The organism is Moritella sp., from assembly GCF_013215705.1.
Lineage (GTDB): Bacteria > Pseudomonadota > Gammaproteobacteria > Enterobacterales > Moritellaceae > Moritella.
In genome coordinates this window covers 112,258-124,828 of the sequence record NZ_JABSQR010000011.1, presented here as the reverse complement: position 1 = coordinate 124,828, position 12,571 = coordinate 112,258, and the positions used below count along the sequence as shown (strand labels likewise).

Below are 12,571 nucleotides of genomic sequence, written 5' to 3'. Positions count from 1 at the left end.
CTGGAGCTAGTCCTTTACCATCCCAATATCCTTACATAGCTTCTAATTTTTCGATGTACATGATCTCGGTTAGTTTCTTAGCTAAATAGGCTTTGGTGTGAGGTTTTTCAAAGTGGGATTTTAAGTAATCTTCGTTATCCCAACGTTCCCATAGCGTGAAATGGTTTGGGTTTTCTTTGTTCGCAAGAATTTGAAAATGCTGACATCCTTTTTCTTTAACCGTTTCTTTCACTAATTTGTTTAATTGTTCAATTGTATATGAACGGTCAGAGTTGTTAGTTAATTTTAATCCGGCACTAATGAATAAAATAGTCATGATGATCCTTATTAGAGTGATATTGAATACCAGAAAAGAATAGATAATTTTATGTTTTTTTTATATGGTTAATAACACAATTAATAATTCCATTAATGAGATCATGATTGACGACATCGCATTATTCATCCATATAGTGAAATCTCAGGGATTGTCAGGCGCTGCTAAGCAACTGAAAATTCCTGCCGCGACTGTGACTCGTCGTTTAAAAAAATTAGAGGGAAAAGTAGGATGCCAGCTAATTCACCGTTCAGCGAGGCAGTTTAGGTTAACGGCGGAAGGGCTGGTTTATTTTGAATCCTTTGCTAATTTGGTCGAGCGTTTTGAATCGGTATCGAAGGAACTAAGTTTTGAGGCCAATTCGTTAGAAGGCAGCTTGACCGTATTAGCGCCCACCAATATCTCTATTGGCTATCTTCAGCCAATGTGGTCACAATTTATTGGTGATCATCCTGAGATTCAGCTGAATTTAAAATTAAATAACGATAATAAAGATATGGTGGAGGAGCATGCAGATATAGCCTTAAGGATCGGCCCTCAGAGAGATTCTAGTTTGTATCAAATCAAAGTGGGCTCTATACCTAGTGTATTAGTCGCCTCCCATAACTATTTAGCACAGTCAGCGCCATTAAATAGTTTAGAGGATTTAAAACATCATAAGTGTATAACCGTTTCCCATATGCCGACTTGGAAATTCCAACATACTAAATCCAAATTAAAACAAACAATTAACCCAGAGGCCTCTTTAAAAGTAAACGATATTAGTATTGCAAGTAAGTTTGCTAAAGATGGCCATGGCGTTGCATTATTGCCACCAAGTGAAGTACTTGAATATTTACACCGTGAACAACTATTCATGCCATTACCTGATTGGCAAGGTCCAGCTAGAGATATTTTTTTGATTTGGCCCTCAGGTAAGTTATTAAGTGCGAAAGCAAAGTGTTTGAAAGAACATATTCAGCGATATATGAAAGTTGCGTTAAATGAATTAGCTTGTTGAAGCACTTAATTATAGTCAGAATCATTAGCGTATAGTCACGGCTGAACGATCGAAGGAGTCATTCACTGATACCGCGAAATGCTAGGTAAGGTGGTTGGTATTGTGTACGGTAGTGAGCTCATCGGCTTTATACATGCATGAGAGAAATAATAGCAGGGTCTAAACTATTCGTTCAGCCCCCGTTACGATCGTGCGGTAATAAATAGCTATGCTTTGAATGGCAAGATCTTAGTGTTTCTTTTGCACACCGTTACGTACCATGTCTTTACCGTTTTCATAAACGTCGTCAGTCACATAACGCGATAACAGTAGTTTTTGGTTATCATCAAATACGGCGATAAAGTGGCGACCATCTTTGTTATTTGTTGCCATGCCTATGCCAGCAACACCTTGCAGGCCTAAACCACCAAGTTCAACGCTTAATAAAAAGCGTTTTAGTTCGGCTAAATTATCAATGATATCAAGTTCGTTATTCATAGTTTAATACTCTTATTTCTAGCTGCTCACAGGGAGCAAAGTCACTCGTTATAATATGCAGCGTACTTTACAGATTATAACCGATGATTTAAACCCTCGCTGTGGTTTATTGATGTTTAAGCAGTGAGCAAGTAAGTTGCCATACCCCATAACACCACTATTATTAATGCATAACTGTTTGATTAATTAAACACAAACAGGCTGATGCAATAAACATAAGCAGGTGGTGGGGAAGTTATGAAGATATTGGTCGCGGTGAAGCGGGTTGTCGATCATAAGGTCAACGTCAGGGTTAAAACGGATGAAACGGGCATTGAAACCGCGAATGTAAAAATGGTGATTAATCCATTTTGTGAGATCGCGATTGAACAAGCCGTACGTTTTAAAGAGCAGGGCTTGGCCGACGAAGTTGTCTTGGTTTGCATTGGTCCCAAAGCGGCGGAAGTGCAATTACGGGCAGGGCTTGCATTAGGTGCAGATCGCGCCATTCTGATTAGAACCGATGAAGAAGTTCAATCCCTTGATGTCGCTAAATTACTGCATAAAGTCGTGCAACAACAACTACCCGATCTCGTGCTACTGGGGAAACAAGCGATTGATACCGACAATAATCAAACCGGGCAAATGCTAGCGGCACTCACTGGTATGCCACAAGGCTCATTTGCTTCTGATATCGTCTTTACCGTCCCGAATAAAGTCCAAGTAACCCGCGAAGTAGACGGTGGTTTAGTCACGCTAGTCTTAAACTTACCCGCTGTTATTACTGTCGATTTACGTTTAAACACTCCTCGATATACCTCACTGCCTAATATTATGAAAGCCAAACGTAAAGTCATCACCATGACTGCGCCTGTAAAGCTCGGAGTGAACTTATCCCCGCGACTGACTACGCTTAAAGTTGAATCGCCACCAGTACGGCAAGCTGGGGTTAAAGTGGCTGATGTCGCAGACCTAGTAGAAAAATTACAGCTGCAAGCGAAGGTGACCTAAATGGCGATACTGATAGTAGCAGAGCATGATAACCATTCCATTCAACCTGCGACGTTAAGTGTATTGACTGCGGCATCCACGATCGCGGCGCATACTCGCGATGGGGAGTTGCACTTGCTTATTATTGGCCATGAATGTCAGCCTGTTGTTGCTATAGCACAGGGCATAACAGGTTTGAGTAAAATATTGGTAGCCGATCATCATATTCATCAATATCCCTTAGCTGAGAATATTGCCCCGTTAATTGTGTCGTTAGTGCAAGACCAAGCACAGTATCAATATAGCCATATACTGACGTCTGCAGGCACTACAGGTAAAGACTATCAGCCCAGAGTGGCGGCCTTGTTAGATGTGGCGCAGATCTCAGATATCATCAGTGTTGAATCTGCAGATACCTTTAAACGACCTATCTATGCGGGTAAAGCCATTGCGACGGTGCAATCGAGCGATGCAATCAAGGTTTTAACTGTGCGTACTAGTGCGTTTACAGCAGCGTCATTAACTGCCGATTCGTTAAATAAAGAGTCGTTAACAACAGAGCCATTAGCATTAGAGAGTCAAGTGCCTGTTGTTGAGTTAGCTGCGCAAGCGGACAGTGGCAAATCTGAATTTATTAAAGCGGAATTAACGCAATCAACTCGGCCAGAATTAACCACGGCTAAGGTTGTTATTTCGGGTGGACGAGGGATGCAAAACGCCGATAACTTTGAGCTGCTTTACACTCTCGCCGATCAGCTTAATGCGGCAGTAGGCGCGAGTCGTGCGGCGGTTGATGCCGGGTTTGTGGCGAATGATTTACAAATAGGGCAAACAGGTAAAATAATTGCCCCCGATCTGTATATTGCCGTAGGTATATCTGGTGCGATCCAACACATAGCGGGTATCACTGGCAGCAAGGTGATTGTTGCCATTAATAATGATGCCGATGCGCCCATTTTTGATGTCGCAGACTATGGTTTAGTGGCAGACTTATTTGATGTGCTACCAGAGTTAACTGCTGTCTTGAAGGTGAAAAATTAGCTATCATTTTTATAAACGATAGCTAAGATTTTGATGAACAATAATGGTGGTTACATATGAACAAGTGCTGTGGTCAGCTGGAATAACACTTGTTACTTATGTAATGCGCTCACTCGAATTTATAAGATTCAGGTACGACAACAATACCGCGATCTGAAATGGTGAATCGCGCAGCGTCTTCTGCTCTGTTCACCCCTATTTTTGTTCTTGGTGGGATTTTTACATGTTTATCAATAATGCAATTCAGTAGCTGGCTGTATTCACCGACTTCAACATCATCAAACAGGATACTGGCCGAAACAGTTGCGCCGTCGTTGATTTTTACATTCGATGATAAAACCGAGTTCTGCACAGAACCACCTGCAATAAGTACACCGTTAGAAATAAGCGAATTGATAAATATCCCTTCATTACCGGTATCTGATGACGTTGTTCTTGCTGGTGGCAGTTGTGGTTCGTAGGTTCTAATTCCCCAGTCGCGTTGATATAAATCGATGGGTGAAACGGGTTGTAGCAAATCCATATTGGCTTGATATAACGAGTCGATAGTACCCACATCACGCCAGTAATCATCCTCCGACACCCGTCCTGTCGAACCGCCAAATTGATGTGCGTAGACTTTCTCTTTATCAATCAGTTTTGGAATAATATCTTGACCGAAATCATGGTTAGAACCGGGGTTGTCAGCGTCTTGTTCTAACGCATCGATTAGGGCATCCGTAGTAAAAATATAGATCCCCATTGACGCTAAACTCTTTTCTGGATCATTGGATAACGGCGATGGCTGTGTCGGTTTTTCAGTAAATTCGACAATGCGTTGGTTTTCGTCGATTGCCATCACCCCGAAATTTGGCGCTTCTGCAACAGGTACTTCCATACAAGCTATGCTTAAGTCTGCGCCTGTTTCCTTATGACGTTGTAGCATGGGCGCATAATCCATTCGATAGATATGATCGCCTGAGAGTACCACGACATATTTAGCATCGCTACGTGATAACAGCCACAGGTTTTGATAAATAGCATCTGCAGTACCACTATACCATTTATCTCCTTTACGCATTTGTGGTGGGACAACGGTAATGTATTCACCGAGTTCAGGGTTGAAGATAGACCAACCATCGCGTAGATGTTTTTGCAATGAATGCGATTTATATTGGGTAAGCACCAGAATACGTCTTAGACCGGAGTGAAGGCAATTGGTTAAGGTAAAGTCGATGATTCGATATTTTCCACCGAAAGGCACCGCAGGTTTTGCTCTGTTATCAGTGAGTGGGGCAAGGCGTGCTCCCATGCCACCTGCGAGGATTACCGTTAATGTATCTTGCATATGTCAATCATTCCCTAATTGTTTTTATTCAAATAGTTACGAGGTAGGTATGTAGTTTTTATATCAAAAATCGAGCCAAAAGTTAAATGTTTGATATATGAAATTATTTATAAAGGGGTAGACTAATATGTCACCAGATTAATGCACTGTTAATTTAAGTTGCACCAAATTGATACAGATGTTTGTTTATCTTGATAGCTCATGTTGATAGTTAAAGGCTATTAAACATTTCGGTTAAACCCTTTTTCATTTGTATTCAGACCGCGGTAATCTGGACTTATTGTTTTACTACTAAGTTTACACACTGAAGTAATAGATGTAATAAAAGTATAGAAGTTCATTTCTAAAATAATAAATAACCTTAGAGAAGGAATTTGCGATGAGTAAAAAACTAACGACAGCAGCAGGTTGCCCTGTTGCACACAATCAAAATGTTCAGACCGCGGGTAAAAGAGGGCCTCAGCTGCTACAAGATGTGTGGTTTCTGGAAAAACTCGCCCACTTTGATCGAGAGGTGATCCCTGAACGCCGGATGCACGCCAAAGGCTCTGGCGCTTATGGCACCTTTACCGTGACTCATGATATTACTCGATTTACTAAAGCGAAGATATTCTCTGCCATCGGTAAAAAAACCGAACTATTCACGCGTTTTACCACAGTAGCAGGTGAGCGTGGCGCCGCCGATGCAGAGCGTGATATCCGTGGTTTTGCCATGAAGTTCTACACCGAAGAAGGCAACTGGGACTTAGTGGGTAATAATACCCCGGTATTCTTCTTACGCGATCCGCTGAAATTTCCCGATCTGAATCATGCGGTAAAACGCGACCCTAGAACGAATATGCGCAGTGCAAAAAACAACTGGGATTTCTGGACATCATTACCTGAAGCGTTGCATCAAATCACCATCGTAATGAGCGACCGTGGTATTCCGGCAACGTATCGACATATGCACGGATTTGGTAGTCACACCTATAGCTTTATCAACAGTGATAACGAACGTTTCTGGGTGAAGTTCCACTTTAAATCTCAGCAGGGTATTAAGAACTTATCCGATGCTGAAGCAGAAGCATTGATAGGTAAAGACCGAGAAAGTCATCACCGTGATTTGTTAGAAAGCATTGATAACCGCGATTTCCCTAAGTGGACGCTGCAAGTGCAAATCATGCCAGAAGACGATGCATCGAAAGTACCTTATAACCCGTTCGACCTGACTAAAATTTGGCCGCATAGCGATTATCCACTGATTGAAGTCGGTGAATTAGAACTAAATCGTAACCCAGAAAACTTCTTTGCTGAAGTAGAACAGTCTGCTTTTAACCCTGCGAGTGTGGTGCCGGGTATTAGTTTCTCACCGGATAAAATGTTGCAAGGGCGTTTATTTTCATATGGCGATGCACAACGTTATCGTTTAGGGGTTAATCATCACAGTATTCCGGTTAATGCGCCACGATGTCCAGTACACAGTTATCACCGAGATGGGGCTATGCGTGTTGATGGTAACTATGGCGGTACGCTGGGTTATGAGCCAAATGATCAAGGTGAATGGGCGGAACAACCTGATTTTTCTGAGCCACCGTTAAGTTTAGATGGCGCAGCAGCACATTGGGATCACCGCGAAGATGATGATTACTTTAGTCAACCCGGTGATCTGTTCCGATTGATGACGCCAGAGAAACAAGCTATTTTGTTCGATAATACCGCGCGTAACTTAGGTGGCGTACCAGAAGAAATTCAAATCAGGCATTTAAGACATTGTTTCAAAGCAGACCCTGATTATGGCCATGGCATTGCCAAATTGCTGGGGATTGATGTGAGTAAATATCAAAACTAGCTGGTAGCAATAACGAGAGTGAAAATAAACGTTGGGTGCATGTATATACCCATGACCATTAAAAATGTAGAAATCAGCAAGTCGAGAGGTGACCAGATTCAAGGCATGAAGTTGATGATCTAGTTATTCTAAATCAAGACTTCATAACACCGAAGATGGTTACCTCTCGCCTTGCCCTGCGGGAGACCAGCTTGAAAACCAGCACTGCGTTGCAATATTTGAAAAGGGAATAACCATTCTCTGCATATTGCGCCTTATTCTGGTGTTCAAGCTGGCCTCTGAATTAGCATTTTGAATGGCCATGGGTATATGCACCCAATTCAGTTATAGCGGTGTTGGACTGTAATTACTCACATCGTAGTTCAGCTAAGTCAGCAAACAAGGTTAATGCTTCAGGATTGGCTAGCGAATCTTGATTGGTGACAGGAATATCATGCACCACGTTACGCACGGCTAATTCGACAATCTTACCGCTGATGGTTTTGGGAATATCTGTCACGGCGATGATTTTAGCAGGTACGTGCCTGGGTGTGGTATTGGTGCGAATGACCTGTTTTATTTGGCTGATTAAGGGGGGATCTAACTCAACACCCTCTGATAAACGGACAAACAAGATCACTCGTACATCATCATGCCATTTTTGACCAATGGCGATGGATTCTTGAATAGCGGCTAGTTTCTCGACTTGTCGGTATATTTCGGCAGTGCCAATGCGTACTCCGCCGGGGTTTAATACCGCATCAGAACGGCCGTGGATAATCACACCTACTTGATTGATACAGATGTTTGTTATGTTATTAATCGCGATATCTGGTGTATTAATATAATGGTAAGTCAGTTCTCCATAATCACCGTGCGCCCAGATATTGTGGAAGCGCGTAAAGTACGCATTGTGGTATTTTCGATCTTCCGGGTCTTGCCAAAATCCAGTTGGCATAGAGGGAAAGGGTTGTCGGCATACAAGGTCGCCTTTGCCATGGATAAGTGGTGTTAGCGATTGCGTGTTTGTTATGTTTGTTGCTGTAACATCCTGGTTTTGAATAAACGCAACGTCCATACCTAAACCTATGCATTGCAGTTCACCACGGTACACAGGTAAGGTTGGCATGCCGAGCATGAAACAGGAAATAATGTCGGTACCGCCAGAGATGCTAGATAGACAAATATCTTGTTTAATATATTGATAAATATAATCATAGCTTTCATGGGATAAGGTAGAACCAGTGGATAATATGGTTTTTAAATTACTGAATTCATAGGACTGTGCAGGGCGTAATTGAGCTTTATCACAGGTTGAATAATACTTGGCACTGGCGCCAAAAATAGACACGTTTTCTGTGTCAGCCAGTTCAAACAGTATTTGTTGATGAGGATGGAAAGGCGAACCGTCGAATAGCACTAAGGTAGCGCCCTGAGATAAACTGCTTATTAACCAATTCCACATCATCCAGCCGCAAGTCGTGTAATAAAAAATACGATCATCAACTTGCACATCGGTATGTAATGCCAATTCTTTTACATGTTGTAATAAAGTCCCGCCAACACTGTGCACAATACATTTAGGCATGCCTGTTGTGCCTGAGGAATAAAGAATATACAGCGGATCAGAAAAGGCCACAGGCTCGAAGATTAAAGAGCGTGGGATCGCCGCACAAAAATGCTGCCAGTGACAGGCAGTGGTTTTGTTTAATGAAGAGGGTGTCGTGTTCGTTGGTACTTGTGTATCTAATTTTAAATAGGGAATGATGACGAGCTTTGATAAGTCTGGCAGGGCATTCGCAATCGAATGCATTTTTTCGTTAATATCAATTTGCTTACCGGCGTAGTGGTAACCGTTACAGGCGAATAATAATTTAGGCTGGATCTGAATAAACCTGTCGAGCACGCCTTGATGACCAAAGTCGGGCGAGCAGGATGACCAGATTGCGCCAATGCTGGTTGTCGCTAGCATGGCCACAATTGCCTCGCTGCAATTGGGTAATAACCCCGCAACACGATCGCCTTTTACAATACCTAACTCACGCATAGCCGCAGCAATACGGGTGACTTCCTCACGTAGTTGTCGATAGCTAAGCTGCGCTCGCCGACCATCTTCGCCACAGCTGATGATGGCAAGCTTGTCTGGATTGGCATTATTGTTGTTATCAGTCGAGATATTGTTTTCATTAGCTGAAATGTTGTCGGGATATAGCAGATTTTCGGCAAAGTTTAATGTCGAATCTGGAAACCATTGGCAATGATAAAAACAGTCCTTTTCGACAAAAATACGATTAAGATTGAAGCTGCCTTTGAGTTTGAAAAAACGCACTAACGAGCCCCAAAAAATAGCCGTGTTATTGATACTCCATAGGTGTAATTGTTGATAATGGGAAAATTTAAGGCTGTATTCATCGCGTAGAAACTGTAGATAACGCGCCATGTTACTGCCATCAATGCGCGCTTGGCTTGGTGTCCAAATTGGATCTGTTGATTGTGCTGCCATTACCACCTCATATTAATGATTGAAACCGCGCTTGTGCGGCTGGGTAGGCTAACGCAACCTTAGAGCCATTGGGACGCTTTAAACGTTGGCAAATGAAATTACCCGCGGCAATTAATTCATTTAAATTAACGCCGGATTCGATACCTAAGCCATTTAGCATATACACTACGTCTTCAGTAGCCACATTACCTGACGCACCTTGAGCATAAGGACAACCACCCAAACCAGCCACTGCACAGTCGATAACGCTAATACCCAATTGTAATGCGGCATAGATATTCGCCAGTGCTTGGCCATAAGTATCATGAAAATGCACGGCTAAATGGTTGATAGGTACATGCTGACAGACAGCGTTAATCATGGCTTTGGCCGCTTCCGGCGTGCCTACTCCGACGGTATCGCCGAGGCTTATTTGATAGCAGCCCATAGCGTGTAATTGCTGAGCGACTTTGGCGACTTTGTTAATACTGATATAACCTTCGTACGGGCAGCCAAGCGTACAAGAGACATAACCACGTACGGGTAGTCCTGCCGCGAGAGCTTGTTTGACCACAGGTTCAAATTGACGTAGCGAGTCAGTAATGGAGCAGTTAATATTTTTACGACTAAAACTTTCGGATGCAGAACCAAATATCGCCACTTCATCGACATTTGCAGCAATGGCGGCATTTAAACCAATTAAATTGGGTGTCAATGCCGAGTAGGTGACGCCCGTCGTGCGTTTGATGCGGTTAAATAACTCACCGCTATTTGCCATCTGTGGTACCCATTTAGGCGAGACAAAACTGCCGGATTCGATGAGGGTTAATCCAGTATTACTCAGTATATTTACCAAGGATATTTTATCACTTAGGCTTATTTCTACTTCATTTTGCAGGCCGTCGCGGGGACCGACTTCGACAATTTTAACCTTTTCGGGTAATTGGTTCAGTTTGGCTGATACCTGGTTTACTTTGTCAGAGAGTAGAGACGCCATTAGGCTTGTTCCTTGTTATCAAGAATCAGGGCAGGGGTTAACTGTATTAATTCAGCACCATCTTCGACCATGTCACCTGCTTGATAAAACACGGTGGTAATTGTGCCCGCGACAGGCGCATTTATATTGCACTCCATCTTCATTGCTTCCATCACGACTAACGGTTCGCCAGTGTCGACAACTTGGTCTACTTGGCAAAGCACGCTGACGATTACGCCATTCATTGGTGCGGTTATTTTTGTTTCGAATTCATTATCCATATTCGATGGTAAGGCCTGGTTTTGCACTGCTGATTGGATGATGGATTGGCGAAATAATACCGTACTGTTACCTGCATAAAATACCGTGATGTGTAATGGCGATATAACGACGGTGGCCTTGACTCTATGATCATCGATAAATGCCGTGAGTTCATCACCATTCAGTTCACCACTGATGAGATAACCTGTGCTGAGAGCTGCTTGCTGTAAGTGCTGTTTTTGTTTATGTGGATGCTGGCCATCAATTTGTACTTGGTAACCTTGGATAAGTGTGGTCAACGTGAGCGTGTAGTGCTGGCGGTCGTGATGGTCATTATTCGTAGTCGCAAATTTTACGGTGTTGGTTGAAGGCTGATTTAAACGCCAGCCTGTTGCTTGCGACCAAGGAGAGTATGGATCATGATTTTCGGTATTATTGGCGACGTTAAGCTGTCGAGACTGCTCATTTTGCAGCTGTAATGCCAGTCCAGCTAAAAGTAACTCGTAGTCAAGGTTGACGTGTGTTGGTGCTAATTCTGCCGCGTGAGTCAGTAAAAAGTCAGTGTTCAAGTTTGCCCGTTGTAATGCGGGCACTTGTAACAGTTGCGTTAAAAAACCAATGTTAGTTTTAATGCCGGCTATCTTATAGTCCGATAATGCGCTTTGTAGACGAATAATGGCCAGGTCGCGGGTATGATCCCAGACAATTAACTTAGCAATCATAGGGTCGTAATAGGGGCTAATTTCATCCCCTTGAACCACGCCTGTATCAATACGGACATGTCGAGATGCTGGTGGTTGACTTAAGTACGCAATATTACCACTGGCAGGCATAAAATCATTATCTGGGTCCTCGGCATAAATGCGTACTTCAATAGCATGGCCGTTGATTTTAACTTGCGTTTGAGTCAGTGGTAATGGCGTGCCGTTGGCAATATGCAGTTGCCATTCGACTAAGTCTAATCCTGTTATCATCTCGGTAACGGGGTGTTCAACTTGTAAACGTGTATTCATCTCCATGAAATAGAACTGACCTTGTTCATCATACAAAAACTCCACCGTCCCAGCGCCTTGATAATTGATGGTTTTGGCTGCCGCGACTGCGGCTTCACCCATGGCAATTTGTGTTGCCTGAGGTAATGCCGGCGCTGGGGCTTCTTCCAGTATTTTTTGATGGCGGCGTTGAATGGAACAATCCCGCTGAGATAAGTAAATACAGTTGCCATAGTTGTCGCTAAATATTTGAATTTCGACGTGACGAGTCTTGATTAAGTAACGTTCAATAAGCATGTCGTCATTGCCAAAGCTAGCCATGGCTTCACGCTTGGTTGCGGCGAGTGCTTGGCAAAATTCATCGGCGTGATAGATCACTCGCATACCTTTACCACCGCCGCCATAGACAGCTTTGAGTAGTTGTGGATAGCCAATTTGTTGTGAGTGATACTTTAGTGTTTGTGCATCTTGGGCGTGACCATGATAACCGGGAACAAGGGGCACATCTGCGGTCGCCATCATCGTTTTTGCCGCACTTTTACTGCCCATTGTGGTGATAGCGCTAGCACTTGGGCCGATGAAGATTAACCCTTGTTGGGCACAGGCTAGGGCAAATGATGCGTTTTCGGATAGAAACCCATAACCGGGATGAATGGCTTGTACATTAGCTTGTTGGGCAATGGTGAGTATTCGTTGGCTATTAAGGTAAGATTCTGGCGCGGGTGCCGGTCCTAAATAAAACGCCTCATCTGCCATCTCTACATGACGGGCGTTGGTGTCCGCAGCAGAATAAACCGCGACACACGTAATACCAAGTCGCTGCGCGGTTGCTATTATGCGGCAGGCTATTTCGCCGCGATTAGCGATAAGTAGTTTACTAAACAGTGGTGGCGGATTATTGAAGACCTGATGCGACATAG

General features: G+C 43.3%; 10 protein-coding genes. 4 read left to right on the top strand and 6 right to left on the bottom strand.

Features of this window, described 5'->3' with window-relative positions:
• Positions 1-31 precede the first annotated feature (31 nt).
• Positions 32-316, bottom strand: a complete 285-nt coding sequence (locus HRT96_RS09280) for an antibiotic biosynthesis monooxygenase (protein ID WP_293155352.1) — start codon at positions 314-316, stop codon at positions 32-34.
• A 103-nt stretch (positions 317-419) separates the two neighbouring features.
• On the opposite strand from HRT96_RS09280, the gene HRT96_RS09275 reads away from it, so the two are divergent.
• The gene (locus HRT96_RS09275) at positions 420-1,316 is read left to right on the top strand and encodes a LysR family transcriptional regulator (RefSeq protein ID WP_293155349.1); all 897 of its coding nucleotides are present in this window, start codon (positions 420-422) and stop codon (positions 1,314-1,316) included.
• A gap of 228 nt (positions 1,317-1,544) precedes the next feature.
• On the opposite strand, the gene HRT96_RS09270 is transcribed toward HRT96_RS09275, so the two are convergent.
• Entirely contained in the window at positions 1,545-1,793 is a 249-nt protein-coding gene (locus HRT96_RS09270; RefSeq protein ID WP_293155346.1) for a hypothetical protein, read from the bottom strand.
• Between the two features lie 237 nt (positions 1,794-2,030).
• Between HRT96_RS09270 and HRT96_RS09265 the strand changes: the two genes are divergently transcribed.
• Positions 2,031-2,783: an electron transfer flavoprotein subunit beta/FixA family protein gene (locus tag HRT96_RS09265; RefSeq protein ID WP_293155343.1), complete on the top strand. Its 753-nt coding sequence runs from the start codon at positions 2,031-2,033 to the stop codon at positions 2,781-2,783.
• Entirely contained in the window at positions 2,784-3,803 is a 1,020-nt protein-coding gene (locus HRT96_RS09260) for an FAD-binding protein (protein WP_293155340.1), read from the top strand.
• A 109-nt stretch (positions 3,804-3,912) separates the two neighbouring features.
• Here HRT96_RS09260 and glgC read toward each other — a convergent pair whose 3' ends face one another.
• Entirely contained in the window at positions 3,913-5,130 is a 1,218-nt protein-coding gene (gene glgC / locus HRT96_RS09255; RefSeq protein ID WP_293155337.1) for a glucose-1-phosphate adenylyltransferase, read from the bottom strand.
• A gap of 379 nt (positions 5,131-5,509) precedes the next feature.
• Here glgC and HRT96_RS09250 point away from each other — a divergent pair, with 379 nt between their 5' ends.
• Positions 5,510-6,961, top strand: coding sequence for a catalase (locus HRT96_RS09250; protein ID WP_293155333.1), 1,452 nt, complete (start codon positions 5,510-5,512; stop codon positions 6,959-6,961).
• A gap of 346 nt (positions 6,962-7,307) precedes the next feature.
• Here HRT96_RS09250 and HRT96_RS09245 read toward each other — a convergent pair whose 3' ends face one another.
• From HRT96_RS09245 to HRT96_RS09235, 3 genes are read right to left on the bottom strand one after another with little or no spacing between them, the layout of a single operon-like run.
• Entirely contained in the window at positions 7,308-9,443 is a 2,136-nt protein-coding gene (locus tag HRT96_RS09245; RefSeq protein ID WP_293155330.1) for an acetoacetate--CoA ligase, read from the bottom strand.
• 7 nt (positions 9,444-9,450) lie between these two features.
• Positions 9,451-10,419: a hydroxymethylglutaryl-CoA lyase gene (locus HRT96_RS09240; RefSeq protein ID WP_293155327.1), complete on the bottom strand. Its 969-nt coding sequence runs from the start codon at positions 10,417-10,419 to the stop codon at positions 9,451-9,453.
• Entirely contained in the window at positions 10,419-12,569 is a 2,151-nt protein-coding gene (locus HRT96_RS09235) for an acetyl/propionyl/methylcrotonyl-CoA carboxylase subunit alpha (protein ID WP_293155324.1), read from the bottom strand. The genes HRT96_RS09240 and HRT96_RS09235 overlap by 1 nt, the downstream gene beginning before the upstream one ends.
• Positions 12,570-12,571 lie beyond the last annotated feature (2 nt).

Coding starts and splice junctions, on each gene's coding strand:
- HRT96_RS09280 (WP_293155352.1), bottom strand. CDS start 316: ATGACTATTTTATTCATTAGTGCCGGATTAAAATTAACTAACAACTCT.
- HRT96_RS09275 (WP_293155349.1), top strand. CDS start 420: ATGATTGACGACATCGCATTATTCATCCATATAGTGAAATCTCAGGGA.
- HRT96_RS09270 (WP_293155346.1), bottom strand. CDS start 1,793: ATGAATAACGAACTTGATATCATTGATAATTTAGCCGAACTAAAACGC.
- HRT96_RS09265 (WP_293155343.1), top strand. CDS start 2,031: ATGAAGATATTGGTCGCGGTGAAGCGGGTTGTCGATCATAAGGTCAAC.
- HRT96_RS09260 (WP_293155340.1), top strand. CDS start 2,784: ATGGCGATACTGATAGTAGCAGAGCATGATAACCATTCCATTCAACCT.
- glgC (WP_293155337.1), bottom strand. CDS start 5,130: ATGCAAGATACATTAACGGTAATCCTCGCAGGTGGCATGGGAGCACGC.
- HRT96_RS09250 (WP_293155333.1), top strand. CDS start 5,510: ATGAGTAAAAAACTAACGACAGCAGCAGGTTGCCCTGTTGCACACAAT.
- HRT96_RS09245 (WP_293155330.1), bottom strand. CDS start 9,443: ATGGCAGCACAATCAACAGATCCAATTTGGACACCAAGCCAAGCGCGC.
- HRT96_RS09240 (WP_293155327.1), bottom strand. CDS start 10,419: ATGGCGTCTCTACTCTCTGACAAAGTAAACCAGGTATCAGCCAAACTG.
- HRT96_RS09235 (WP_293155324.1), bottom strand. CDS start 12,569: ATGTCGCATCAGGTCTTCAATAATCCGCCACCACTGTTTAGTAAACTA.